Here is a 26,581-nt window from a genome sequence, read left to right on the forward strand (position 1 = left end):
GTGGCCCCGCCGGAGGCGCCCCGGGCAGAAGTGGCCCCGCCGGAGGCGCCCCGGGCAGAAGTGGCCCCGCCGGAGGCGCCCCGGGCAGAAGTGGCCCCGCCGGAGGCGCCCCGGGCAGAAGTGGCCAGGCCGGGCGCGGGCCCGGCGGCCCGGGGGACGGCGTGCCCCGCCGCCCCACCCGGTGGGGGCGCGGCATAGGCGCGTGGGCGCGACGGTTCGCCGCGGGCCGGGAAGCCGACGCCCCCGTCGGGACGGCACCGGGGGGCGGCTCGGCCGCGCCGCGGTCCTCCCCCGAGGCCGCCCACGCCACCGCCGCGATGGTCGAACGATGGCCCGATCCGGCCGACATACTGCTGACCGCTCTCGGTCCGGGCCCTCGCCTTTGGGAGCGCGGCCCCGGGCACCCGGACGCCCTGGTCGTACGGCTCGGCACGACGGACCGGTCCGGCGCCCCGGCCACCCCCGTCACCGTGTCCCTGCGCGAGGCCGGTTCGCTGGGGCTCGCAGGGCCGCGGGCACGGCTGGCCGGGCTCGCCCGCGCCGTCGTGGCACAACTCGCCGCGCTGCACGCACCCCCCGCCTCCCCAGGGTCCGCGGACGGACTCGAGATCGTGCTGATCAGTACGGACCGCTCGCGCAGCGCCGCCGAGCGGCTCGCCGAGTGGTCCTGGCTCGGCTGGCTCCCGCAGGTGCGCCCCGCCCACGGCCAGGACTGCCGCCTGCTGCTCGCCCACGACCGGGACCAGGCCACCGCCCGGACCGACGAACTCGTGCGCCGGCTCGACGACGGCCCGCTCGGGCCGGACTGGGTCACCGCGGACCGGGCAGCCGTGGCCGCCGCCGCCCGGCGGTACGACGGTCCGCACACCCTGGTGATCGTCGACGGCGACCCCGGTTCGTCGGCGCTGCGCGGGACGACGTCGCGTCTCGCGGCGGGCGGTGCCGCGGCCGGGATCCATCTCCTCTGTCTGGCCGAGGCTCCGGCGGCCACACCGGCGTCCCCGTTGACCGCGACGTTCGAGGCCGCGTGCACGGCGTCGCCGCCCTTCTCCGAGTGCGGCGCCGCGGGCCTCCTCAGCGGTGATGTGGCCACCGCCCTCCGGGTGACGCCGCTGTCCCCGTCGGGCCCGGCGGGCAACGGCGTTGTGGCGAGCGTGGATGCCGTGTCGGCCGCCTGGGCGGAGCGCTTCGCTCGGGCACTGGCCCCGCTGCGGGCCGCGGAGGCCCCGGGAGCTGCTCTCGCGGCCGGTACCCGCCGAATCGCCGCGCCCCTGCCCCGCAGGGCCAGGCTGCTGGACGAGTTGGGCCTCGCCCGTGCGACCCCCGCTTCGCTGACGGCCCGTTGGGCCGCGGCGGGGGACGCGGACGCGTCGGCGGGCGGCCCGGTGAGCGCCGTGCTCGGCGCAGGGCAGCACGGACCACTGTCCGTCGATCTCGGACTCGAAGGACCGCATCTGCTGATCGAAGGCGGTCGCGGCACGGGCAAGACCGAGCTGTTGCGGTCACTCGCCGCATCCCTGGCCGCCGCCGACCGCCCCGACCGGCTTTCGCTGGCGCTCGTCGACGGCGGTGACGCCGAGCGCGGCGACGGGCTGGGCATCTGTACGGATCTTCCGCACGTCTCGGCGTATCTGGCTGCCGCGGACCCGGTCCGCATGCGGGAGTTCGCCCAGGCACTCGGCACGGAGCTGAAGCGGCGGGCGGAGCTGCTCGGCGAGCTGGACTTCACCGAGTGGCACCGGCAACGGGCCGTCGCGGGGCGGCTGGTCGCGCCGCGGCGCTCCGCCGAGCGCGCCACCGCTCCGTACGGGGAGCAGAGCCCGCACGGCGAGCGCGGCGCACACGGGGAACAGCGCCCGGGCCGCGACGGCGGCTACGCCGAGCGGAGCGACCATCAGGCGGCGAAGCGGCGCGGGGATCCCGGCGACGTGGAGTCCACGCGCAGCGGGACGCTGAAGCTGCGCGCCGCCGGGCCGGCGGCCGGGGACGCGCAGCCGCAGGAGAAGGACATGCCGCGGCTGGTCGTCCTCGTCGACGACTTCGACGAGTTGGTGGACCCGGCCCTGGGAAGCCGGGGCCGCCCCTCGGCCGGATCGGTCGTACGGGCACTGGAGGCGGTGGCGCGGGACGGGGCACGACTCGGGGTGCACCTGATCGCGGCGGTCGGCCGCCCGGACCGAACGGCGGAGACGGCCGCGGCCGCAAGGGCCGGACTGCGGATCACCCTGGAGCTGGTGCCCGCACGCGCCGAAGGCCCGGACGCGGGCGAGGCGCCTGCCGGCCGCGGCCGGCTGGTGCGCAGCGACGGCTCGCAGGCCGCCTTCCAGGCGGGCCGGGTGACGGGCCGCATCCCGCGGACCGCCACACAGCGGCCCACGGTGGTGGCGCTGGACTGGGAGCGGATGGGCGACCCGCCCGCCCGCCGGCCCTTGCGCGAGCTGGGCAACGGCCCGACGGATCTCGCCCTTCTGGCCAGCGCCCTGCAGCGTGCCGCTCAGCAGTCCGCTCCCCCGTCCGCGCCGCTCCGGCTTCTGTGACCGGCGTCGGCCGACGGTCCGCTTCCCCGTCGCCCCCGTTCCGCCCGAGGGGTCGGGTGCGGGCGGACCGGCCGCCGCTGTACGCCTGTTGGGAGTCGCGGCCCAGCCCGCCCGCGCGCACGATGGGGCTCTCCAGCCGAGCTTCCGCGGCCGCAGCGACCCCAATACTCGGGGACGCCCCCATGGCGCGGCGCCGGATCAGCCGGATCGCGTTCCCTGACCCAGGTCAACTCGGCGCAGTCATGGCGGACTTACGGTTCCGCGTGTGCAACTGCGGTCGGTGAAGCGGTCGTCGTGGGCCGAAGGCATCGGGCCGGACCGTATTGGGCGCTGGGCGTGCCCCGCCCCTCCGGCGGGGGCGCTCGGAGCCGGCGGGCTGCCGGAGCCCGCCGAGCGCCCCGCACTCGCGCCCGTCGAGGCCCAAGCGTTCATCGGATCGCGCTCGACGGCCGCGGGCCCCGGGCGCGCACGCCCCGCACCGTCCCGCCGACACCCCGTCGCGCCCCCACCTGGCCTCTCGGCGCGCACCTCCGCTCCCGATGCGACCTCCGCCCGTACCCACCCCGCACCGCCCCGCACAACTTCGTACGCCCCGCGCCACCCCGTTCGCCCCGCCCCCGACCCTCTCCCCGCAGGTCGGCGGCGTCCGGGGCCGCGGGCGGCCTGGCGCGGAGCGGGAGTCGCCGAGGCCCCGGGCGGCGAGTGGCACGCAGGTCGCGGTGGCCAGGATCACAGCAAGGTCACATCCCGCATTCGCGACGAAGGCGGTATTGCGGGCGGTGACGATCCGGGCGTAGGACTGTCGGCACGTGACGTACGGAGCACCTGTGCGCGGCCGTCAAGCCGGGTCCGCGCTGACGGCGCAGCGGGAGGACCCAGGGATGCGTACCACTACCACTCACACCACCGGATCTCGCTCGGGCAGATGGAGCCGGGCGACCCGCGCTTCGCTGGCGGTCCTCGCCGCGGGCGCCCTCGCGCTCACCGCCGCCGCCGGCTGCGGCGGCGGTGACGACGGCAAGAGCAGTTCCGGCAGCGGTGCCGAGGACGGCGCGCCGTCGGTGAAGCTGCCCAAACTGGACGGTCAGAAGCTGCAGGTCGCGGCCGTGTGGACGGGCGCCGAGCAGAAGAACTTCAGCGCCGTGCTCGATGAGTTCGAGAAGCAGACCGGCGCCGAGGTCTCCTTCGTGCCGACCGGCGACAACATCTCCACCTTCCTCGGTACGAAGATCGAGGGCGGCGAGCCGCCGGACGTGGCCGTCCTCCCCCAGGTCGGCGTGTTGCAGCAGTTCGCCGACAAGGGCTGGATCAAGCCCGTCGACAGCGCGGTCGAGGACGAGCTCGCCAAGAACTTCTCGCAGGGCTGGCGGGACCTCGGCGCCCACAAGGGCAAGCAGTACGGGGTCTACTTCAAGGTCGCCAACAAGTCCCTGGTCTGGTACAACACGGCGGCCTTCGAGGCGGCCGGCACGTCCGAGCCGAAGACCTGGGACGAGTTCCTCGACACCGCCCAGACGATCTCCGCCTCCGGCGTCGCCCCGGTCTCCATCGGCGGCGCCGACGGCTGGACGCTCACCGACTGGTTCGAGAACGTCTATCTCTCCCAGGCGGGGCCGGAGAAGTACGACCAGCTCGCCAAGCACAAGATCAAGTGGACGGACCGGTCCGTGAAGAAGGCGCTGGAGACGCTCGCTGAGCTCTTCGGCGAGAAGACGCTGATCGCGGGCGGCCAGAAGGGCGCGCTGCAGACGGAGTTCCCGAAGTCCGTCACGCAGACCTTCGCGGGCGGCGACTCGCCGGACGCGGCGATGGTCTTCGAGGGCGACTTCGTCTCGATCAACATCGCCACCGACACCAAGGCCAAGATCGGTACGGACGCCAAGGTCTTCCCGTTCCCGGCCGTGGGCGAGGACTCCCCGGTGGTCAGCGGCGGTGACGCGGCCGTGGCGATGAAGGACGGCAAGGCCGCGCAGGCCCTGCTGACCTATCTGGCCTCCACCGACGCGGCCGAGATCTGGGCCAAGGCGGGCGGCTTCATCACGCCGAACAAGAACCTCGATCTCAAGGCGTACCCCAACGACGTCCAGCGCGACATCGCCAAGGGCTTGGTCGCGGCGGGCGACGACTTCCGCTTCGACATGTCGGACCAGGCGCCGGCGTCCTTCGGCGGCACCAAGGGCGAGGGCGAGTGGAAGGTCCTCCAGGACTTCCTGGCGGACCCCGAGGACGTGGCAGGCACCCAGCGGCGGCTGGAGGCCGACGCCGCCAAGGCGTACAAGAACTGACGGGTCGTCATCGAGATGGCGACAGCGACCGCGGGGGGCGCGGCCGCGCCCGGTACGCCGCCCCCCACCGTATCGCCGAAGAGCAGTGGCAGGAGCGTGCTGGGCACCCGCCCCTGGGCGGCCGTCTGCTTTCTGCTGCCCGCCCTGGCACTGCTCGGCGCGCTCGTGGTCTACCCGATCGGGTACACGGTCCACCGCAGCCTCTTCGACGCGTCCGGTACCTCGTTCGTGGGGCTGGACAACTTCGTCGAGATCTTCTCCGACGAGGGCACCTTCACCGCCATCAAGAACAACGCGATCTGGGTCGCGGTGGCGCCCACCGTCTCCACCGCGCTCGGGCTGATCTACGCGGTGCTGACCGAACGCGTCCGCTGGAGCACCGCGTTCAAGCTGATCGTCTTCATGCCGATGGCGATCTCGATGCTCGCGGCGGGCATCATCTTCCGCCTCGTCTACGAGCAGGACCCGGACCGCGGTATGGCGAACGCCGTCTGGGTGGGCGTGCACGACACGTTCGCCGAGGCGTCGGCCTACCCGGGCGCGCGTCCTCCCCCAGCTACCGCTGGGAGGCACCCCCAGCCGACGGCGCTCGCGGAGTCGGGTGGCGGTTCGTTCACGACCAAGTCGGCCGTACGGGCCGGGGACGCGGCCAATCTCCCGCTCGTCGGTGTCAAGGCCGGATCCATGCCGAAGGACGCGCCGGACGCGAAGCCCGCGCCCACCGCGGACGGGAAGATCACCGGCACGGTGTGGCTGGACTTCGTCAAGGGCGGGGGCGGCAAGCCGAACGTCATCGACCCCGGCGAGAAGGCACTGTCCGGGATCACGGTCGAGGCGGTCAGGAACGGCAAGGTCGTCGCCACGGCGAAGGCGGGCGCCGACGGCACGTACGAACTGCCCGCCGGCAAGGCCGACGGGGCGCGACTCCGGCTGCCCGCCTCCAACTTCGCCGAACAGTACGACGGGGTCGACTGGCTGGGGCCGTCCCTGGTCACTCCCGCCATCATCGGCTCCTACGTGTGGATGTGGGCGGGCTTCGCGATGGTGCTCATCGCGGCGGGACTGGCGGGCGTACCGCGCGAACTCCTGGAGGCGGCGCGGTGCGACGGCGCCAGTGAGTGGCAGGTCTTCCGCCGGGTGACGGTGCCGCTGCTGGCACCGGTGCTGGTCGTGGTCCTGGTCACGCTGATGATCAATGTGCTGAAGATCTTCGACCTGGTCTATGTCATCGCGCCGGGGCCGACGCAGGCGGATGCCAACGTGCTGGCGCTGGAGCTGGTTCTGAAGTCGTTCGGCACGGATGCCGACCAGGGTGTCGGCAGCGCCATCGCCCTGCTGCTGCTCCTGTTCGTCGTCCCCGTCATGATCGTCAACGTGCGCCGCATACGCAGGGAGGGCCGGCGATGACCGCCTCGACATCGGCGGACGCGCTGCCCGCGCCGCCGCCAGGAGCCACCGGGGAGGACACCCGGGACGCCCGGCCCTCCCTCGCCTCCCGCCTCGCCGCGCGGGCGAGCGGCGGCGGCTTGCAGGTCTTCCTGATCCTGGTCGCCCTGTTCTGGCTGATGCCGACGATGGGGCTGCTGATCTCCTCGCTCCGTGACCCCACCGACATCGCCACCTCGGGCTGGTGGGAGGTCTTCACGGCGCCCTCCCAGCTCACCGCGGACAACTACTCCGAACTGTTCGACAACGACGTGATCGTGGGCTCGCTGTGGACGACGGTGCTCATCACGGTCCCGTCCACCCTGGCGGTCGTGGTCATCGGCTCGCTCGCCGGATACGCCTTCGCCTGGCTGGACTTCCCCGGCCGCGACTGGTGGTTCCTGCTCGTGGTCGGGCTGCTGGTGGTGCCGGTGCAGGTGGCGCTGATCCCGGTGGCCAAACTCTTCGGAGCCCTGGGGATCTTCGGGACGACGGCGGGTGTGATCGTCTTCCACACCGCCTTCGGGCTCCCGTTCGCGATCTTCCTGTTGCGCAACTTCTTCGGTGAGATCCCCAAGGAGCTGCTGGAGGCGGCGCGGCTGGACGGGGCGGGCGAAGTGCGGCTCTTCACCCGCGTCGTCCTGCCGCTGGGCGGGCCCGCGATCGCCTCGCTCGGCATCTTCCAGTTCCTGTGGGTCTGGAACGACATGCTGGTGGCGCTGATCTTCGCCGATGACGGGTCACCGCCGATCACGGTGGCACTGCAGCAGCAGGTACGGCAGTTCGGCAACAACATCGACGTCCTGGCTCCCGGTGCGTTCGTGTCGATGGTGATCCCGCTCGCCGTGTTCTTCGCCTTCCAGCGGCAGTTCGTGACGGGCGTGATGGCGGGCGCGGTGAAGTAGCGGGCACGCACGTGTCCCCGCGCGAAGCCACGCGAAAGGGCGGGCGCGCCCGGAATGGCGCGCCCGCCCCTCGGCTTCCGCCCGTACGCGGTCAGTTGTGCACGTACAAGTGCACGCTGCCGCCGTGCAGCCGTTCCACGCCCTCGCGATGGAACTGGTCCGCCAGCACCTCCTGCTTGACGCGCTCGCCCGTGCTCCGGAACACCCGCCGCTGGTCGGAGTCCTCCCGGTCCAGCAGCCACACCCGCTGGGCCTTCGACAGAGCCTCCTTCAGCCTCCGCGGCGGCAGTTCGGTGCCGTAGAGGGTGCCGGAGGCGGCGGCCGGCTTGTCCAGCGCCACATCGCGCAGCCCCGCGAACATCTCCGGGTAGGTGACGGCCACCTTCCGCCGGGGGCTCGCCAGAAAGAGCACCGCGTCTCCCGGCTTCGCCTCCTGACGGATCATCCGGGCCATCGGCAGCAGATCGTCCATCCTGCTCTCCCCGGACCGTACGTGGTGGTGGGCGCCGAGCTGACCGCCCAGCACCAGGGAGACCATCAGCGCCGCGGCCGCCGGCATCGCCAGCGGCATGGCGCCCCGGAACAGCACGAGCCCGGTGAGCCGGTCGAGCCCGGATGCGGCGAGCAGGCAGAGTCCCGGCAGCGTGTACAGCACGTACCGCTGGTCGTAGACCGGGTCGATCTGGGAGGCGGCGATGAGCAGCGCGGGCGGGACGACCAGCAGCGGCAGCGCGACGGTGACGATCGAGAGCGGTGGGCGGTCGAGGGTGGGGCGGCGGGGGGCCACGAGCGCGGCCGCCGCGAGCAGCAGGATCAGACAGGCGATCCAGCCGGACGGGCCGGCGAAGGATCGTACGAGCCGGGTCACGGCCTCCCATCCGGGCTCCGGGATCCAGGCGAGGGCGTCCTCCTTCTGTCCGCTCGCCATCCAGGCGACCGGAGTCACCGCCACGACGGCGGCGGCGGCCGACAGACTCCAGAACCGCCACTGACGTGCGCTGCTCCGCGACAGGAGCAGGGTGACGGCGTGCGCGGCCGGCAGCAGCAGGGCGAAGGCGTGCAGCAACACGGTCAGCGCGGTGGCCAAGGCGTACCGACGCCACCAGCGCGCCTCACCGTTCTCGCACGCGCGGACCAGGAAGTACGTAGCGGCCGTCGCACCCGCCACCACGAGCGCATGGCTGCGGCCCTCCTGCGCGTACAGGCTCACCAGCGGCAGGACCGCGAAGAGCATGCCCGCCACCAGGCCCACCCGGGCCCCGGCCAGCCGGGCGCCGATCGCCGAGATGAGGGCCGCGGTAAGGACCATGCCCACGACGGAGGGGAGGCGCAGCATGAACGCGTCGGGGCGCAGGGACAGCAGTCCGTGCATCAACAGGTAGTAGAGGCCGTGGATCGCGTCGATGCTGCCGAGCAACTGCCAGAGTTCGGCGGGGGTGCGGCGCGCGGCGCTCCACGTGGCGGCCTCGTCGCTCCAGATTCCGCGACGGCCCAGATCCCACAGCCCCAGAAGCGCCATGGTCGCGGCGGGCAACAGCAGGGTCGCCACCGGGGTGCGGCGCACCAGGGGGACGGACCGAAGCGGGATCTTCACCTCGGTTGTGACCATCGGCGTGCTCCTGTCGTTGGCGTCGGCTGTCCGCTTCTTGGTTCGGCATCAGCCAGGGGTGGCTTGAACCGGTGCCCACGCGCGTGGGACGCCCGGCGCCGCCGATCCGGTCACCGGGCGGGTGACCCGTCGTCACCCGCGCGGGAAGGGCGGCGCGGCGCCCTGTCCGTCCGGGGCCTCCGGGTCGCGTAGGGGAGGCCGACCGGTCGCGTACGGGGAAGCCGACCGGTCGCGTACGGAACGAGATTCTTATGCCGCTCCGACGGAAAGCCCGGTATTGAGGAGTTATGAATGGTTTGCGGGGAGAAATAGACTGATGTCACCTATGTCACCAAGGACGTCTTCCCCATCGCCCGCGGCGCAGGTCAGCGTCGTCGTGATCGGCTTCAACGACGCCGACCACATCGCGAGCGCCGTGCACTCCGCGCTGCGCCAGGGCACGCCGGTCGCCGAGGTCATCGCCGTCGACGACGCCTCCACCGACGCCACGCCCGAGGCACTGCACGAGCTGGCGGCCCGCTACACCCGGCTCCGGGTGGTGCGCCGCGAGGCCAACAGCGGGGGCTGCGGTACGCCGCGCAACGACGGGCTACGCCGGGCGACCGCGCCGTATGTGATGTTCCTGGACAGCGACGACGTCCTCGAAGCGGGTGCCGTCGAGACCCTGTTCCGTGCGGCGGTTCGCCATGACGCACAGGTCGTCGCGGGCCGGTGTGTCCGCCGCGAACTGCCCGGCGGGCGCGATGTGCCCTGGCAGCGGGCGCTGTTCACGGTGGAGTCGGCCCACGGCTCGCCGGCCGAACTGCCCCGCCTCGTCCACGACACTTTGTGCGTCAACAAGCTCTACTCCCGCGCGTTTCTGGAGGAGCACGGGATCGCCTTCCCCGACGGGGCCTTCCGCTACGAGGACTTCGTCTTCACGGCTCGCGTGCTCGCGGCCTCCCCCCGTATCGCCCTCGTCCCGGACACCGTCTACATCTGGCACGTACGCCGGTCGGACCGGCCCTCGATCTCCCTCGCCCGCGGCGACATCGGGAACTGGCGCAGCCGCCTGGAGGCACACCGCCGTACCGTCGAGATCTTCGAGGAGGCGGGGCTGAAGGAGCTGACGCAGGCCGCCCAGGTGAAGTTTCTCGACGACGATCTGCGCATGTACGCCCGCGAGCTCACCGGCCGCGGGCCGGACTACCGCGCCGCGTGGTGGCGACTGACCAAGGAGCATCTCGCGGACGTCGACGAGGCGGCGCTGCGGGCCGCCCGCGCGCCCGCCCGCTGGATCGCCCGCGTCGTCTCGGCCGCCGACGGCCCCCGCGACCTCGAGCGGATCGCGGAGCTGGCGAACCGCCCGGCGCGGCTGCTGCCGCCGTACATGCGCGCCGCCGGGCACCCGGTCTGGGCAGCCGGCATGCCCGGGGTGGTCCTCGACGGTCTGGACACCAAACCGATGCACCGCCTGCCGGTCACGGTCGACGCCGAGCCCCGCCTCGAACGGGATCCCCGGCCCTCTCGTCCGGCCCGGCTGCGGATCACTGTGCGCGTGCACGAGCTGTACGGGCGTCTTGCCGCCGCGCGTCCGGTCGCCGTGGATCTCGAACTGCGCCACCGGGACGACGGTCGCCTCGGGGCGGCCCGCGACGCCGCCCTCAACGCGGGGGACGGCGTCTGGACGGCCGATGTCCTGCTGGACGTGGGGGCCGTGGCGTCCGCGGGCGCGCCCCGGGAGCGCGGCACGGGACCGGATGCGTGGGACGTACGGGTCCGGCTGCGCTGCGCGGACGGATCCTCGCTCTACACCGCTGCCCGTGCCACGGGCCAGGGGCTGCGGCGCGCCGCCGTACCGGGCGGGCGCCGCGGTCTGGTCCTGGTGCAGCCGTACGCCACCTCGGGAGGATCGCTCGCGGTGCGGATCGCCGTGGGGCCGAGCGCGGCAACAGCCGTCGTGCGACGTAGGCTGCGACGTCTGGCGGTGCGCGGCCGGCGACGGCTGGGCGCCCGCCGGGCACGGGGCGGGCGGTGACCGGATGCCGTCCCGCCAGGGCCCGGTGAGACGGACGGATGCGGAAGTCGCGGAAGACTGGGGAGAGGCATGTCCTACTTGATCACAGGTGGCGCCGGGTACATCGGAGCCCATGTCGTACGCGCCATGACGCAGGCGGGCGAGCGGGCCGTCGTGGTCGACAACCTCTCGTCGGGCGATGCGGCACGGCTGCCGGAGGGCGTCCCCCTGGTCGTCGGCTCGGTCCTGGACCGCGAGCTGCTGGACCGTACGATCGCCGAGCACGGCGTCACGTGCGTCGTCCACCTGGCCGCGAAGAAGCAGGTCGGCGAGTCGGTCGAGCAGCCCCTGCACTACTACCGCGAGAACATCCACGGCCTGGAGACGCTGCTCGGGTCCGTGGTGGCGCAGGGCGTGCCCCGCTTCGTCCTCTCCTCCTCGGCCGCGGTCTACGGCATGCCGGATGTGAACCTGGTCACCGAGGAGACCCCGTGCGTGCCGATCAACCCGTACGGGGAGACCAAGCTGGCCGGGGAGTGGCTGGTCCGGGCGGTCGGCCGGGCGCACGGCATCACCACCGCGTGCCTGCGCTACTTCAACGTGTCGGGCGCTGCCACCCCCGAGCTGACCGACACCGGGGTGTTGAACCTCGTTCCGATGACCTTCGAACGGCTGACGGCCGGTGAGCCGCCGCAGATCTTCGGCGACGACTACCCGACTCCCGACGGCACCTGTATCCGCGACTACATCCACGTCGAGGACCTCGCCGACGCCCACCTGAGCGTGGCCCGGCGCCTTGCCGAGCCGGGCCGGACCGGCGATCTGACGGTCAACATCGGCCGCGGGGAAGGCGTTTCGGTCCGCGAGATGACCGATCTCATCGCGGAGCTCACCGGCTACGGCGATCAGGCGCCCGAGGTCACGGGGCGCCGAGCGGGCGACCCGGCGCGCGTGGTCGCCTCCGCCGCCCTGATCGCCTCCGAACTGGGCTGGAAGGCGCACCACGACGTCCGCTCCATGATCACTTCGGCGTGGGAGGGCTGGTGCCGCAACCACCCGGAAGCCCGCCGGGCCTGATCCCGTAGCCCTGCCCGTTCGCGGCATGACGCGGGCGGCCAACGACGGTGGCAATCGGAGGGCGGCCCACGGCCCCCGGACCACGGCCTCCGCCTCGTCCGGATGCGCCGTCGGCTCCCGACCCGCAGCGGCGACACGACGGCGGGGTCGACGGCGGCGTCAGCGCTCCAGGAAGGCGAAGAGCTCCTCCCAGCGCCGGACGATCTCCGCGGGCACATAGCGCCGGACGTTCACCCGCGCCGCCTCCCCCATACGGTCCCGCAGCGGCTGATCGGCCATCAACTGCCCGAGTCGGCGGGCGAGTTCGTTGGTATTTCCGGGCGGCGCGAGGAGTCCGTCCTCGCTGTCCCGGATGATCTCGCGCACACCGGGGGCGCAGTCGAACGCCACGCAGGGCACGGCCGTGGCCATAGCCTCCATCAGGGCGAGCGGAAACCCCTCCCCGCGCGAGGACTGGACGAACAGCGAACTGCGGCGCAGCGCGCCCGGTACGTCGTTCGTCCGCCCCATCCATGCGACGGACCCGTCGAGGCCGAGATCCGTGCACTGCCGGCGAAGCGGCCCCTCGTCCTCCCCCGCGCCGTAGATCCGCAGGGTCCAGCCGGGGTGGCGGGGCGCCGTCTCGGCCCAGGCGTCGAGCAGCATGTCGATGCCCTTCTGGTCCGTCAGCCGACCCATGCTGGCGACTGTCTTCTCCGTACGCGGCGAGGGTTCGCCGGGCATGAAGGGCAGCGGGTTCGGCATGTAGCCGGTGTTGTCCAGGCCGTGGCGGATCCACAGGTCGGCGTCCTCGCGGGTGAGGACGAGCATGCGGTCGGCCTCCGGGTAGTACCGCAGGACCCGGGGGTAGCGGGAGGTCCGGCGGGTGTACTCGTAGCTCTCGTGGCTCATGCCGATGACGGTCGCCCCCGCGGTGTCGGCGAGCACCACCCACTCCATGGCCCACACCTGGGTGACGATGACGACCGCGCCCGGGCGGGCCGCGCGGAATATCGCGCTCAGCTTCGCGGCCTGCTCGCGCATGCCCACCGCGCGGGCGCGGCGGCGGCAGGCGGCAACCGGGTCGATCCGCCCCCGCAGCCCGCTCACCGGGCGCAACTTCTGCGGCTTGACGTCGTAGAGCGTGGTCGTCGGGTAGGGCAGATCGCCGCCGAGGTCCTGCGGGACGTCCGGGGCGGTGATGCCGACGACGTGGACGCCGTGGCCGCGCTCGGTGAACAGCCGGGCCATCTGGTGGGACCAGCTCGTCACGCCCCCCAGCTCGTCGACGCTGTTGGAGACGAAGAAGATGTCACGGCCTCTCACGCGCCACCCCCGGTGGTGAAGAAGGTGCGCACGACGGTGCGGGCCGCGTCGCCCCGGTCGTACTCGCCGAATTCCTCGGCGAAGCGGCGGCGGGCGTCGGCGTACTCGGTGTCCGCGCGCTTGAGGTCGGCGACGGCGGCGAAGAGAGCGTCCTCGGTCTCCACGACCGGGCCCGGCGCCTTCTCGCGCAGGTCGAAGTACGTGCCGCGGGCCTCGCCCGCGTACTCCTCCCAGTCGTACGCGTAGAAGATCATCGGTCGGTCGAGCAGCGCGTAGTCGAACATCACCGAGGAGTAGTCCGTGATCAGCGCGTCGGTGAGGGCGAGGAGCGGGGTGGCGTCGTGCCGGCCGCTTACGTCGAGGACGGCGCCGCGCACCGAGGGCGGCAGTACCACGTGGTCGAGGTAGTGGGCGCGGACGAGCAGGACGAAGCGGTCGCCGAAGCGGTGCGCGAACTCCTCGACGTCAAAGGGGAGTTCGAAGCGCCGCCCCCGGCCGGAGGCTGAGCTGCGGAACGTCGGCGCGTACAGCAGCACCTGCCGGTCGTCCGGGATGCCCAGCTCGGCGGCCAGCGGGCCGCGCTCGCGCGTCCCCGTCTCCTCCGCCTGCCGCCGGGCGGCGACCAGCGCGTCGTTGCGCGGATAGCCGGTGCGCAGCAGCACCTCCTCCCGCAGCCGCAGGGCCCGGACGAGGGTGCGGACGTCGTGCTCGGAGCGGACGAGGAAGTGGTCGAACCGGTCCAGCACGCGCTGGTACTCCTCCTGCTCCGTCCGGCTCAGCAGCTTCTTGCCCGGCTCGTCGAACCCCATCCTCTTGAGCGCCGAGCCGTGCCACGTCTGGATGTACGTGGTGCCGGGGCGCTTGGTGAGCTTCAGCGGGAGGCCCTGGTTGTCGATCCAGAACTCGGCCTGGGCCAGGGCCCGCAGATACGGCCAGCTCCAGCGGCGCACGAGCACGGCGCTGTCCGGGAAGCCGCGGGGTGTGCGGCCCGCGTAGGACCAGACGGGCTCGAAGACGACGTCCTGACGACGCATCTCCTCGTAGATGGCGCGCGGACTGTCGCTGTACTGCTTGCCGAGGTGGCTCTCGAAGACCACCAGGCCCTTGCGGATGGGGAGTCTGCACAGCACCGCGTGGTACGCGCGGATCTTGGTGTCGCCCGAGTCGAGCCTGCGCTTGGCCCTGCGGGCCGTACGGAAGCCGGACTTGGCGAGGTCGCCCGCCCTGCTGTGCACGGCGGCGTCGACGGCCCGCCGTGTGCGCTCGGCCGCGCGTCCCCGCGCGACCAGGACGAAGGAGAGGTGGCCGCGCCGGGAGATCCGGGGTTCGAGGCGGTCGGCGACGAGCCGGGTCAGCCGCGGGCGTACGTGCAGGGGCCGGGCCCGTTCGAGGGCGAGGCCGTCCGCGCTGAGCCTGGTGCGCAGCCGCTCGCCGTCGACGTCCAGCAGCAGCCGTACGTCCCACACCGCGTCGATGACGCCGAGCGGCCGCAACCGCCGCCCGAGGTCGGCCTCCGCGGTCCACGCCAGGTGGTCCCCCGCGTGCCGCAGCGCATTCAGGGGGAAGCGGAAGGTCTGCACACTGCGGCGGCGTGCCCGGAACTCCAGCTGCCCGCGGACGGTGGCGTCGGGGCGGATGCGGCCGAGCGGATTGACGATCTCGCCGGAGAGGCGGATCGTGCCGCGGCCGTCGTCGGCGTAGTCGGTGAGGCGGTTGCGCAGGAAGAGGGTGCGCAGTTCGGCGGTGTGGTGGCCGAGGTCGGTGACGTCCAGGACGCGGCGGCCCTCGGGGTCGTCGAGGTGCTCGGTGCACCAGTAGATCCGGCCGTCGCGCTCGGCGAGCGGCGAGGAGATCTTGTCGCGATTGGTGAGGGTGTCGGCGGCGGGCAGGAGGTTGTCCCAGTCCTCGCGGGCCAGGAGATAGGCGCAGATGGCCTGGATGGGCTGGGCCTCGGCGTACGCCTCGGGCCCGATCGACTCCAGATAGCCGCCGACCAGCTCGGCGAAGCGCCGCCGGTACTCCTCGTCCAGCAGGGGCAGATCGCGCAGATGGAGGACGAGATCGTGCTTGAGGAACTTCACGTCCTTGTGGAACTTCAGCTCGGGCAGCCGCCGCCGCTCCAGCAGTTCGTCGATCCGGCGGTGGATCTCCATGCGCTGCGCGAAGTTGGCGATCTCGTGGCGGCGGTTGCTGATGGACCGCGCCCCGTCCGCGGCGGCGTTCTCGGCGACGTTCCAGAAGTAGACGTGGTTGGGGATGAGGGCGATGCGAGTGGCGGCGAGGTAGGCACTCGCGGAGAAGAGCAGGTCCTCGTAGTGGATGCCGACGGGGAAGAGCAGGTTCTGCTGGAGCAGGAAGTCCCGGCGGTAGCACTTGTTGGTGGAGAGTGTGTCGTAGACGAAGAGATCGGGGAGTTCGGCGACGGATTCCAGCGTGCGGGTCTCGGAGTACAGCCAGGGGTACCACTCGACGGTCTTGTGGTGGCGGCTGTCGACGTGGACGCGGACGCAGAGGCCGGAGACGAGATCGGCGCCGGTCTCCTCGGCGGCCTCCAGCATGTTGCGGCAGGCGTTGCGCTCCAGCTCGTCGTCGCTGTCGAGGAACATCAGATAGCGGCCGCGCGCCTCCTGCATGCCGCGATTGCGCGGGGCACCGCAGCCGCCGCTGTTCCGCTCCAGCCGGTGGGCCCGGACCCGGCCGGGGTGGGCCGCGGCCAGCTCCAGCGCGACCTCGTAGGTGCCGTCGGTGCTGCAGTCGTCCACGATCACGATCTCGGTGGAGCGCAGCGTCTGGGCGAGTGCGGAGCGCACGGCGGTGGGAAGCCGTGCGGCGTCGTTGTAGGCGATCACGATCACCGACACATCGGCTGCCGGCGCCGGAGTGTCCGTGACTGGATTCCCTGACGTATCCGTGGCGCCCATCCGCCCCTCCGATCGGCCGAGACCAAAGCCGATCATAACTCGACAAAGTCGACATCACGCTCGGACGGAGACCCAGGTGGGACGGCGGTGGCGGCACAGGCGCCGGGGGTGATCGCCGGGCGGCGGCGGGCCGTCCCGGTCAGCCCGGCAGCTCGTACGGGACGGGCAGCGGGAAGCAGGCGACGAGGAAGGGGTGCAGCAGCGCCACCTGCCCCGTGATGTCGGCCTCGTCCGACCGGGTGTCGTTGAGGCAGAAGGCGGCCCGGTCGCGGTCGGCGAGCAGGCGGTCGAGCCGGGCGGCGGCATTCGGCCGGGAGAGGTCGACGTAGGCGTAGTCGAGATCGCTGGGCAGCGCCCGCCCGGTGTGGAACGCGTAGTAGTGGTGGAGCGAGGATGGGACGGCGATGTCCCCGCGGCTGCGGAAACGGTGCGCGGCCGTGGTCCGGTGCTGCTCGGCGAACTCCTCCTCAATCTCCGCCAGCACGCTGCGGGGCGCAGCGCGTGCGGCACATGCTTCATCTTCTGCACGGGCGTGGTGCCGAAGCGCGCCTCGATCAGCGCCCGGTTGTTCTTGGCCGCGACCGAGACGGGCACGTCCGTCTCGGAGGGCGGGCCGAGCGGCACGAGCCCCGGCGAGGGGAAGAACTTCGTCAGCCCGTTGGCCAGGAAGAAGTCCTCCGGCACGGCCTCCTGGCCGAGGAAGACGTCGTCGTTGAAGTAGAGGAAGTGCTCGGACAGGCCGTCGATGTAGTGGAGCTGGGTCTCGATGGCGTGCGAGTTGAACGTCGGCAAGCACGTCGGGGCCGCGGAAGATCTCGCGATGCTGACGACCGTGATGCGCGGGTGCGCCATATCGAGCCGGGCAGGGGTCTGGTCGTCGGTGACGAGGTGGATGTGGCGCACCCAGTGGGCGTACGTCTCCAGGGCCCGCCGTGAGAACTGCTCCCGCCGGGCGCGCGGGAGCAGGGCACGAGCGCCGGGGTGCGTCAGCCCCAGTCGCAGCCGGTGCCGTCGCCGTCGCGGTCCAGATGGCGTCCGTAGCCAGGATCGCCGACATGAACGGGGGCGGCACCGGCGGCGCGGGCAGCCGCGCAGTTCTGGTAGTACACGTCACCACCCCCTCCGCTCGTACCGCTGCCGCTCCCTCCGCTCGTCGTACCGCTTCCGCCTGCAGGGCGGGCGGTGACGGTGGCGCGCACGGTTCTGGTGGCCCGGACCGTCACGGTCGGGGCGGGCTCCGGTTCCTCCGGTTCCACGGTGGCCGTTTCCGTAACGGTCGCCGTGACGGTTGCGGTGGGCCGGGGTTCGGCGGCGGCGGGCTCTGTCGCGCTACCGGCGTTGCCGTCGGCCCCCGCGCCGATACCGAGGCAGAACGCCAGACCGAGTGCAGGCAGGACGAACCGCTTCCGCGCCCACTTCGGGGCCGTTCGCGGTGGACGGGGTCTTTGGTATGGATTGCTCATTATCCCCCCTGGTTTCAGGTGGGACGAAGGTAGTCCGCTCCTATGGCGTTCTGGGTGGTTTCCCGGGAGCGGTGACCGATCCGTGACCGTCGCTGACGCTCCGCCAGGACGGGTGCTCTACACGCCGGAGCCCGGCGGCCAACACGCGCCGCCGGGCTCCGGGTTCGGTACCGGTACGCCGGTTACTGATGCGTCCGCAGGAGCTGGCGCATCGTCCGCATCGCCACCGACAGGTTCGCCAGGTCGAACGAGTCCGACCCCTGGATCTCGTCGAGCGTCGTCCTCGCCCGTGACAGGATCGCCGCGTTCTTCTGCTCCCAGGTGCGGAAGCGCTCCTCCGGCGCCGCCCCGCCGTTCGCGGATGCGAGGATGTCGGAGGTGAGCGCCGCGTGCGCGGCGAACAGGTCCTCGCGGATCGCGGCGCGCGCCATCGACTGCCACCGGTCCGTGCGAGGCAGTTCGATGATGCGGTCCATCAACCGGCTGATCTTCAGCCGGTCGGCGAGGTCGAAGTAGACCTCGGCGACCTCCAGCGGGGACTTGCCCGTACGGTCGGCGATCGCGACCACGTCCAGCGTCGGGAAGGCGGAGCTGAAGCCCGCGACGCGCTGCGCCAGCTCGGCCGGAACGCCCGCGTCCGTCAGCTCGTCGTGGATGTTCTGGTACCACTCCAGGTCGCCGCCCTTGAGCAGCTTCGGCAGCTGGGCCCAGACCTCGGCGACCCGCTCGCCGAAGAAGTCGATGTTCTCGGCGAGCCGCAGCGGCTGCGGACGGTTGCCCAGCAGCCAGCGCGTGGCGCGCTCGACCAGGCGCCGGGAGTGCAGTCGGATACGGGTCTGGACGTCCGCCGCGACCTTGGTGTCGAGGGACTCGACCTCGTCCCAGACCTCCCCCAGCTTGAAGATCGCGCGGGCCGCGGTCTGTGCGCGCACGACCTCCTCCGTGGAGGCCCCGGTCTCCTCGCGCATGCGGTGCAGGAAGGTCGTACCGGCGCTGTTGACCGTGTCGTTGACCAGCACCGTGGTGACGATCTCGCGGCGCAGCGCGTGGCTGTCGATGTGCTCCATGAACTGCTCGTTGAGCGCGCTCGGGAAGTACGCGTGCAGCAGCCGCTGGAGGTACGGGTCGTCGGGCAGGTCGGTGGCGATCAGCTCCTCGGCGACCGTGATCTTCAAGTAGGCGAGGAGGACGGCCAGTTCCGGCTGGGTCAGCCCGCGTCCCGCGCCCAGCCGCTCGCGGATCTGCCGGTCGGAGGGCAGGAATTCCAGCTCGCGGTCGAGTCGCCCGTCGCGCTCCAGCCGCCGGATGAAGCGCTGGTGGGCGTGGAGCAGGCTGGGCGCCTGGGCGACGGCGTTGGCCAGCGCCACGTTCTGCGCGTAGTTGTTGCGCAGGACGAGCGCACCGACCTCGTCGGTCATCTCCGCGAGCAGCTTGTTCCGCTGCTTCACGGTCATGTCGCCGTCCTCGACGACCTTGTTGAGGAGGATCTTGATGTTCACCTCGTGGTCGGACGTGTCCACACCGGCGCTGTTGTCGATCGCATCCGTATTGATCTTGCCGCCGTGAGAGGCGAACTCGATCCGGCCGAGCTGGGTGAGACCCAGGTTGCCCCCCTCGCCGACGACCTTGGCCCGCAGGTCCCGGCCGTCCACCCGGATCGCGTCGTTGGCCTTGTCGCCGACCTCCGCGTGCGTCTCGGTCGACGCCTTCACATACGTGCCGATGCCGCCGTTCCACAGCAGATCGACCGGCGCCTGGAGGATGGCCTTCATCAGGTCGGCGGGAGTCATCTTGGTGACCTTGGCGTCGAGCCCGAGAGCCGCCCGCATCTGCCCGGTGATCTGGATCGCCTTGGCCGAGCGCGGGAAGACGCCGCCGCCCTGCGAGAGGAGCGAGGTGTCGTAGTCCGCCCAGGAGCTGCGGGGCAGCTCGAACAGCCGGCGGCGCTCGGCGTACGAGACGGCGGCCTCGGGCGTCGGGTCGACGAAGATGTGGCGGTGGTCGAACGCGGCCACCAGGCTGATGTGCTCGGAGAGCAGCATGCCGTTGCCGAACACGTCACCCGACATGTCGCCGACGCCGACCGCCGTGAAGTCCTGCGCCTGCGTGTCGTGGCCCAGCTCGCGGAAGTGGCGCTTGACCGACTCCCAGGCGCCGCGCGCCGTGATGCCCATGCCCTTGTGGTCGTAGCCGGCCGAGCCGCCTGAGGCGAAGGCGTCACCGAGCCAGAACCCGTACGCGGTGGCGACCTCGTTGGCGATGTCGGAGAAGGTCGCGGTGCCCTTGTCCGCTGCGACGACGAGGTAGGTGTCGTCCTCGTCGTGGCGCACGACGTCCTTGGGGTGCACGACCTCGCCGCCGACCAGGTTGTCGGTGATGTCGAGCAGACCGGAGATGAAGGTCTTGTAGCAGGCGATGCCCTCGGCCAGCCATGCGTCGCGGTCCGCGCTCGGGTCCGGCAGCCGCTTGCCGACGAATCCGCCCTTCGCGCCGACCGGCACGATCACGGTGTTCTTGACCATCTGCGCCTTGACCAGGCCGAGGATCTCCGTACGGAAGTCCTCACGGCGGTCGGACCAGCGCAGGCCGCCGCGCGCGACCTTGCCGAAGCGCAGGTGCACGCCCTCGACGCGGGGCGAGTAGACCCAGATCTCGTACGCCGGGCGGGGCGCCGGAAGGTCGGGGATGGCCTGCGGGTCCAGCTTCATCGAGAGGTAGCTGTGCGACCGGCCGTCCGCGTCGCGCTGGAAGTAATTGGTCCGCAGGGTGGCGGTGATGACGGTGAGGAAGGAGCGCAGGATGCGGTCCTCGTCCAGGCTGGCCACCTGGTCCAGGGCCGCGTCCACCTCCTCCAGCAGGGCATCGGTCAGCTCGAGACCCGCGCCCTGGCGGGCCGGGGACATCCGGGCCTCGAAGAGGTTCACCAGCAGCCGGGTGGTGTGGACGTTGTCCCGGAGGGTGTCCTCCATGTAGTCCTGGCTGAAGGTGGAGCCCGCCTGGCGCAGGTACTTGGCGTAGGCACGCAGCATCGAGGCCTGCCGCCAGGTCAGCCCTGCGCGCAGCACCAGCATGTTGAAGTTGTCGTTCTCGGCCTGGCCGGTCCAGACGGCGGCGAAGGCGTCCTGGAAACGCTCGCGGGCATCGTCCGCCAGGAGGTCGCCGCCGTTCTGCGTCGGGGTGGGCATGCGCAGCCCGAAGTCGTAGATCCAGGCGCTGGAACGGTCGTTGCACCGCAGCTCGTACGGCCGCTCGTCGACGACCTCGACTCCGAGCCGGGTCAGCACCGGCAGCACGGCCGAGAGGGAGACCTGGCCGCCGGAGCGGTAGATCTTGAAGCGGCGCTCTCCGGGGGCCGAGCCCACCGGCTCGTACAGGCTGAGCTCGAAGTCCCGCTCCCCGCCCTCGGGGGTGAGGTGCTCCAGGTGCTGGAGGTCGGAGACGGCGGCGCGCGGTGAGTAGTCCGCCTTGTAGCCCTCCTCGAAGGCGTTGGCGTAGCGCCGCATGAGCTCGGCTGCGCGCTCCTCGCCGACCTCGGCGTTCAGGGCCTCGGCGAAGCCGTCCTCCCACGAGCGGGCGGCCTCGGCCAGCCGGGACTCGATGCGCTCGGCGTCGGACTCGGTGAGGTCCGGCAGGACGGTGCCGGGCTCGACGCGGATGACGAAGTGGAGCCGGGTGAGCACCGACTCGGTGCTCATGAGGGTGAAGTCGGCGCTGATGCCGCCCAGTTCCTCCATGAGGATGTGGGTGAGGCGCTGCCGGACCGTGGTGTTGAAACGGTCGCGCGGCAGGTAGACCAGCGCCGAGTAGTAACGACCGTACTCCTCCTGGCGCAGGTAGAGCCGGAGCCTGCGGCGCTCCTGGAGGTAGAGGACGCTGGTGACGGTCTCGCGCAGCTTGTCGACGGGCGTCTGGAAGAGCTCGTCGCGCGGGTAGGTCTCCAGGATCTGCAGCAGGTCGCGGCCGTCGTGGCTGTCCGGCGAGAAACCGGCCTGCGCCAGCACCTCCTCGACCTTGCGCCGAATGACCGGGACGCGGCGCACGGACTCGGTGTAGGCGGCCGAGGAGAAGAGGCCGAGGAAGCGGCGCTCGCCCACCACATTGCCCTGCTCGTCGAACTTCTTTACGCCGATGTAGTCGAGGTACGAGGGGCGGTGCACGGTGGCACGGCTGTTGGCCTTGGTCAGGACGAGCTGCTTGTGCTCACGGGCCTTGGCGCGGGCGTCGGCGGGCAGCCGGTTGAAGGACCGCGAGAAGGGGCGCCCGTCGGCCTCCTTGTGCGCCGGCTCCCCCATGCCGGAGGCCAGGGGCGGGTCCGAGCGCAGTATTCCGAGACCGGTTCCGGGGACGGCGGTGAGCACGTCCTGCTCGTCGCCGTTGGTCGCCTCGGTGGTGAGCTGATACTCGCGGTAGCCGAGGAAGGTGAAGTGGTCGTCGCTCAGCCAGCGCAGAAGTTCGCGGGCCTCCTCGACCTCCTGCTCCGACAGGTCCCCGGGACGGGCCTCGGACAGCAGGGTTTCGGCCAGGCGGAGCGCGGCGTCGCGCATCTTTTCCCAGTCCTCGACGGCCTCGCGGACGTCGGAGAGGACTCGGAGCAGACCGGCGTGGATCTGCTTGAGATCGGCCCTGTCGGTCTCGCGGTCGATCTCGACGTGGATCCAGGACTCCACGAGTGCGTCCTGCGGCAGGGCCGCGCCGCCGCGGGCCGACATCTCGGTCAGGACCTCGATCAGCTTGCCGGTGACATCACGGCGGACGACGATCTGCGGGTGCACCACGACGTGGATGCCGCGGCCCTGGCGGGACAGCTCATTGGTGACCGAGTCCACGAGGAACGGCATGTCGTCGGTGACGACCTCGACGACCGAATGGCTGCAGGTCCAGCCGTTCTCCTCGACGGTCGGGGTGTGTACGCGCACGTTCGCCGTGCCCTGGGGGCGGGACTCGGCGAGGCGGAAGTGGGAGAGCGCGGCTCCGAGGATGTCGTCCGGATCCCGGTCGGCGAGGTCCTCGGGCGCGGTGTGCAGGTAGTAGCGCTGGAGGAACGTCGCAAGAGCCTCCGGTTCGAGGCCCTGCACCGGATGTTGCCCCCCGGCAGGGCTGTTCTCAGCTACCCGGGCCGCCCGCGCGAGCAGCTCCGTCTTGGCTTCGTCCAGCTTGGTCTGCATGTCCTCTAGCTCCTGTCGCGCGCCGTTGCGTGACGTCGGTGGTGATGGTGGTGAAGGCGGCAGTGCGCCGCGACCCGGGGTCTCCGGCCGTAGTCGACGTTATGCCTCGATGAGAGATGGCCGGGGCGTCCACGTGCGTGTTGGCCGTCCGCTCCCGGAGCGAGGGATCAGCGGCGTCCGGGGCTGTGTGGCTCTCCGGGCGCAGGGCAGGGGCCTCGATGCCCCCGCGACGTATCGCGCTGATCACGGGACAAGGCTATCGCCCCCTCCGGGGGCGCCGTCATGGGCCGTCTGTGTACAAAACCCGGACCGGAAGTTTGACGTTCTGGACAGCGACGTCGCAGCCCCTTGGCAAACCGTGGTGCGCGGTGTTGGTTGGCCTTGAGGGGTACGAATCGGACACTGCGGAGGTGGGAGCGATGGCACCCAAGATCTTGATGGTGACCGGGGATGCCGCGGAGTCGCTGGAGGTGCTCTACCCCTACCAGCGGCTGAGCGAAGAAGGCTACGAGGTGCACATCGCCGCCCCCAGCAGGAAGAAGCTGCAGTTCGTGGTGCACGACTTCGAGGACGGCTTCGACACGTACACGGAGAAGGCCGGCTACACCTGGCCCGCCGACCTGGCCATCGCGGACGTCGACCCCGGGCAGTACGTGGCGCTGGTCATCCCCGGCGGCCGGGCGCCGGAGTACCTGCGCAACGACCCGGAACTGCGGAAGGTCCTCAAGTCCTTCTTCGACTCCGACAAACCGGTCGCCCAGATCTGCCACGGTCCGTTGATGACGGCGGCGATCGACGGGCTGAGCGGGCGGCGGGTGACCGCGTATCCGGCGCTGGAACTGGACATGCAGGCGGCGGGCGCGTCGTACCGGGACGCGGAGGTCGTGGTCGACGGGTCGCTGGTCTCGTCCCGGGCTTGGCCTGACCACCCGGCGTGGATGCGGGAGTTCCTCACGGTGCTGCGGGACAAGGCGCCGGTGGGCTGATGACGCTCTGCCACCGGGAAGCGGTTGCGTGGACCGTGTCGCGCGCTGCACCGCGGCGCTGTCTCAAGGCGCGGGTATGAGCCGTACGCGACGCGGGTCGGGGCCCACTCCTGGGCCCCTGGTTCAGTCCCCGCGACCGTAGAGGTCCTCGGCGGCTTCGACGGCTTCCGCGAGGCTGTCGACCACCGGTACCCCGGCCGTCTCCAGGCTGGCGCGGCTGTGCGAGCCGCCGGTGTAGAGCACGGCCTTCGCGCCGACATGGGCCGCGGCGACGGCGTCGTCCACCGCGTCGCCGATGACGACGACGCGGCCCGGGACGATGGCTCCGTCGAGGGCGGCCAAGTGCCGGGCCATGTGCGCGGCCTTGCCCGTGTCGGACGGCCCGATCCGGCCGTCGACCCGCACGAAGTGCTGCTCGATGCCGTGGGTCCGCACGATGGGGAGCAGACGGTCGTGCGGGGCCAGTGAGCACAGGGACTGGGTGAGCCCGGCACCCTGCCGGTCGGCGAGCAGTTGCCGGGCGCCGTCGGTCAGCCCGGCGGTCTCGGCCCGCAGCCAGTAGTGGCGGTGGAAGGTCTGGTCCATGACCTCCCACTCCTCGTCCGTGGGCAGGCGCCCCAGCAGGCGCTCGTAGAACCGGGGCACGGGGACGCAGTACAGCTCGCGGTAGCGGGCGAGAGTGATCGGCGCCAGGCCGATCTCGGCGAACGAGGCATTGGTCGCCTCGATCACCGCGTGGATGTCATGGAACAGCGTCCCATTCCAGTCCCAGACGATGTGCGTCCCGCGAGCGGCGTGCGTCCCCATGGCGTGCGTCCCCATGGGGAGACCGTACCCAGCGGGTACGACACTGCTGCCGTCAGGTTTCTCCACCGACGATGTTCGGGATCTCCTGCGTCGCGTACCAGAGCAGTTCGTGGTCGTCCGCGCCGTCGACCGTGAACCGGGCGTCGTCGTCTCCGACGTCCGCGGCACCCAGCGCGTCCGCGGCAGCCGCCACATCCGCCTCGGCGTCGCCGGAGTCCACGTGCACGGCCGCGATCCGGGCGAACGGCACCGGGCGCGCTATGCGTACGGCTCCGAGCGAGGAGGCATCCAGGCCGCGGTCCGGGTCGGCGGACGCGGTGCCGTCGGGGACGTCCACGGCGACGACGACTCTACGCCGCGGTGCCTGCGGCTCCCCGGCGAGCATGCGCAGTGAGGCCTGGGCCGCGCGGCTCAGCGCCGCGTACTCCAGCTCCTCGATGTTGTCGGAGACGTACCACTCGCGCAGGGCGGGTGTGACGGCGAAGGCGTCCACCGGGCCGGGCCCCAGCTCGCCCGCCTTGTAGATCGCTGTGAGACCGGGGAGTGTCGTGGGGACGTAGACGCGCATGGCTGCAGCATACGGGGCCCGGGTCCCCCTTCGGGGTGAAGCCGGTCCGCGCTCGGGCCCCCGGGGAGGCCGCCAACGCCCGCTCCTGGGGCGCCTTTTCGCCGTACGGACCCCATCTGACAGGCGCCCCGCCCGTACCCTCACCCGGATAGGTGAACCCTTCCGGGACCTCGGAGAACGGGGTCCGGTCGTTGCACGCCGGCCGCCCCACCCGTAGAAGTCTGCCCAGCGAAGTTACTGCCCGGTACCGAGACAGGACCGGCCTACACCGCGGGGGCATGTTCATGGACCACACCAGGAGGCGGCCGCACGGCCGCGCCACCGACCGGCGCGCCGAGGGCCGCCGCACCGCCAACCGGCAGGGACCGGGCCGGGGACCGCTTGCGGGACGGGAGCCGCTCCCGGGGCCTGGCCGGGGACCGCTTGCGGGACGGGAACCGCTCGGGAGCCGGGGATCGCTTGGAAGCCGGGGACCGCTTGGAAGCCGGGGACCGCTTGCGGGACGGGATCCGCTCCCGGGGCCTGGCCGGGGACCGCTCCCGGCCGCGGGTGTCACCCCGCCACGGCGACGCGATGCGGTCAGGCCACCGGGCCGACCGGGGCTCGGCGGCGGTCCGGCGTCAGCGGGTGCGGCCGCGCTCCGCAGGCGTGAGCGGAACCAGCAGCCGCGCTACTGGTTCGCCCACCGGCTGCTGCTCGTCCTGAGCGGGGAGAAGCCCGTCCACTGGATGCTGGGGCACACTCTCGGCGTCGCGTACGACCAGCTCGTACAGCTCGCGCCGCTCATGCCCCTGCGACCTGCGGCCGACCCTGGCGGGCGCGCGGCGACACCGGTGGTGACGCGCTGCGGTGAGTACCGGCCAGCTCCCGGGGTCATCGAGGCGTTCGCCCGTGTCCGGTCCGGCGACCGGCTGCGCGCACTTGCCTTCCGGCTGGAGCGCGGCCGGGACGAACGCTGGCGCTGCTCGGCCGTGGAGCTGGGCGGCCCGGCCCCGCACCAGAGCGGCGCCACTCGGCGCGCCTGACACCTGCGGCGACGCCCGCGCGGCTCGGGACGTACGACACGCCACAGCGCGGCTCGTCGGCAGCACGGACGACCGGCCGGGCCGCTGAGGGCGGAGAGCCCGGCGGCGGGCGGGGGCCGGTTGCGGGTTGGGGTCCGGCTGCGGGCAGGGGGCCGGCTGCGGGCGGGGGGCCGGCTGCGGGCGGGGGGCCGGCTGCGGGCGGGGGTGGGCCACCGAGCGCACAACGGGCGTACGGCGTGTTCGCACGTGGCTGTCGGCAGTACGGCGCAGCTGAGGGGTGCGCAGTGGCAAGGCGGCGGCCCACCGAAGCTGCATCCCCGGACAACGAGCCCGACGCGATCCGGCGGATGAAACGGAGACGGACCGCGCGGCCCCATGGACGTGCGACATTCCGGAGCACCGCGCTCTGGCCGCGCCGCCCTCCGGGAGCGCCTGCATCAACCGGCCGCGCGCCACCACCAGGCGGCAGGCGTCGTCCAGGGACCACACCCCCGCGACATGCGCAGC

The 26,581-nt window shown here is 72.0% G+C and carries 17 protein-coding genes and 1 pseudogene; 9 read left to right on the top strand and 9 right to left on the bottom strand.

What is annotated here, in order from left to right:
* The 4 genes from AB0M26_RS16045 to AB0M26_RS16060 all read left to right on the top strand — a co-directional run.
* The coding region (locus AB0M26_RS16045) for an FtsK/SpoIIIE domain-containing protein (protein WP_365260728.1) at positions 1–2,537 on the top strand (2,537 nt) is incomplete at its 5' end.
* Positions 2,538–3,418: 881 nt separating this feature from the next.
* Positions 3,419–4,822, top strand: a complete 1,404-nt coding sequence (locus AB0M26_RS16050; RefSeq protein ID WP_365260730.1) for an extracellular solute-binding protein — start codon at positions 3,419–3,421, stop codon at positions 4,820–4,822.
* Positions 4,823–4,837: 15 nt separating this feature from the next.
* Positions 4,838–6,229 carry an ABC transporter permease subunit gene (locus AB0M26_RS16055; protein ID WP_365260733.1) on the top strand — a complete coding sequence of 464 codons (1,392 nt, stop codon included), beginning with the start codon at positions 4,838–4,840 and terminating at the stop codon, positions 6,227–6,229.
* Positions 6,226–7,152 (top strand): carbohydrate ABC transporter permease, encoded by a 927-nt coding sequence (locus AB0M26_RS16060; protein ID WP_365260736.1) that lies wholly within the window; start codon positions 6,226–6,228, stop codon positions 7,150–7,152. The genes AB0M26_RS16055 and AB0M26_RS16060 overlap by 4 nt, the downstream gene beginning before the upstream one ends.
* Before the next feature lie 91 nt (positions 7,153–7,243).
* On the opposite strand, the gene AB0M26_RS16065 is transcribed toward AB0M26_RS16060, so the two are convergent.
* Positions 7,244–8,761, bottom strand: coding sequence for a glycosyltransferase family 39 protein (locus AB0M26_RS16065; protein ID WP_365260739.1), 1,518 nt, complete (start codon positions 8,759–8,761; stop codon positions 7,244–7,246).
* Positions 8,762–9,086: 325 nt separating this feature from the next.
* Here AB0M26_RS16065 and AB0M26_RS16070 point away from each other — a divergent pair, with 325 nt between their 5' ends.
* On the top strand, positions 9,087–10,778 hold the full coding sequence (locus tag AB0M26_RS16070; protein WP_365260742.1) for a glycosyltransferase family 2 protein: 1,692 nt from the start codon (positions 9,087–9,089) through the stop codon (positions 10,776–10,778).
* Positions 10,779–10,847: 69 nt separating this feature from the next.
* Positions 10,848–11,834: a UDP-glucose 4-epimerase GalE gene (gene galE / locus AB0M26_RS16075; RefSeq protein WP_365260745.1), complete on the top strand. Its 987-nt coding sequence runs from the start codon at positions 10,848–10,850 to the stop codon at positions 11,832–11,834.
* A gap of 159 nt (positions 11,835–11,993) precedes the next feature.
* Here galE and AB0M26_RS16080 read toward each other — a convergent pair whose 3' ends face one another.
* The 3 genes from AB0M26_RS16080 to AB0M26_RS16090 all read right to left on the bottom strand — a co-directional run bounded on the left by AB0M26_RS16080 (position 11,994) and on the right by AB0M26_RS16090 (position 16,544).
* Complete coding sequence (locus AB0M26_RS16080; protein WP_365260748.1) at positions 11,994–13,139, bottom strand: glycosyltransferase; 1,146 nt, start codon at positions 13,137–13,139, stop codon at positions 11,994–11,996.
* A complete protein-coding gene (locus AB0M26_RS16085) occupies positions 13,136–16,060 on the bottom strand; it encodes a bifunctional glycosyltransferase family 2 protein/CDP-glycerol:glycerophosphate glycerophosphotransferase (protein ID WP_365260751.1) in 2,925 nt (974 codons plus the stop codon). The genes AB0M26_RS16080 and AB0M26_RS16085 overlap by 4 nt, the downstream gene beginning before the upstream one ends.
* Positions 16,061–16,199: 139 nt before the next feature.
* Positions 16,200–16,544: a stealth conserved region 3 domain-containing protein gene (locus AB0M26_RS16090; protein WP_365260754.1), complete on the bottom strand. Its 345-nt coding sequence runs from the start codon at positions 16,542–16,544 to the stop codon at positions 16,200–16,202.
* 48 nt (positions 16,545–16,592) lie between these two features.
* On the opposite strand from AB0M26_RS16090, the gene AB0M26_RS16095 reads away from it, so the two are divergent.
* A complete protein-coding gene (locus tag AB0M26_RS16095) occupies positions 16,593–16,781 on the top strand; it encodes a hypothetical protein (RefSeq protein ID WP_365260757.1) in 189 nt (62 codons plus the stop codon).
* On the opposite strand, the pseudogene AB0M26_RS16100 reads toward AB0M26_RS16095, so the two are convergent.
* From AB0M26_RS16100 to AB0M26_RS16110, 3 genes and pseudogenes are all read right to left on the bottom strand, one after another.
* Positions 16,766–16,963, bottom strand: a pseudogene (locus AB0M26_RS16100) (sugar phosphotransferase); the annotation flags it as partial. The gene AB0M26_RS16095 and the pseudogene AB0M26_RS16100 sit on opposite strands and share 16 nt — an antisense overlap.
* An 83-nt stretch (positions 16,964–17,046) precedes the next feature.
* Positions 17,047–17,523 carry an excalibur calcium-binding domain-containing protein gene (locus tag AB0M26_RS16105; RefSeq protein WP_365260760.1) on the bottom strand — a complete coding sequence of 159 codons (477 nt, stop codon included), beginning with the start codon at positions 17,521–17,523 and terminating at the stop codon, positions 17,047–17,049.
* Between the two features lie 182 nt (positions 17,524–17,705).
* On the bottom strand, positions 17,706–22,688 hold the full coding sequence (locus AB0M26_RS16110; RefSeq protein ID WP_365260763.1) for an NAD-glutamate dehydrogenase: 4,983 nt from the start codon (positions 22,686–22,688) through the stop codon (positions 17,706–17,708).
* Positions 22,689–23,107: 419 nt separating this feature from the next.
* On the opposite strand from AB0M26_RS16110, the gene AB0M26_RS16115 reads away from it, so the two are divergent.
* Positions 23,108–23,674, top strand: a complete 567-nt coding sequence (locus AB0M26_RS16115; protein ID WP_365260766.1) for a DJ-1/PfpI family protein — start codon at positions 23,108–23,110, stop codon at positions 23,672–23,674.
* 123 nt (positions 23,675–23,797) lie between these two features.
* On the opposite strand, the gene AB0M26_RS16120 is transcribed toward AB0M26_RS16115, so the two are convergent.
* On the bottom strand, positions 23,798–24,481 hold the full coding sequence (locus AB0M26_RS16120; protein WP_365260781.1) for an HAD family hydrolase: 684 nt from the start codon (positions 24,479–24,481) through the stop codon (positions 23,798–23,800).
* Positions 24,482–24,533: 52 nt separating this feature from the next.
* Positions 24,534–25,049 (bottom strand): hypothetical protein, encoded by a 516-nt coding sequence (locus AB0M26_RS16125; RefSeq protein ID WP_365260769.1) that lies wholly within the window; start codon positions 25,047–25,049, stop codon positions 24,534–24,536.
* A gap of 284 nt (positions 25,050–25,333) precedes the next feature.
* Here AB0M26_RS16125 and AB0M26_RS16130 point away from each other — a divergent pair, with 284 nt between their 5' ends.
* Entirely contained in the window at positions 25,334–26,074 is a 741-nt protein-coding gene (locus AB0M26_RS16130) for an Rv3235 family protein (RefSeq protein WP_365260784.1), read from the top strand.
* The last annotated feature ends 507 nt before the right edge of the window (positions 26,075–26,581 follow it).

The organism is Streptomyces sp. NPDC051776 (assembly GCF_040681345.1).
Taxonomy (GTDB): domain Bacteria; phylum Actinomycetota; class Actinomycetes; order Streptomycetales; family Streptomycetaceae; genus Streptomyces.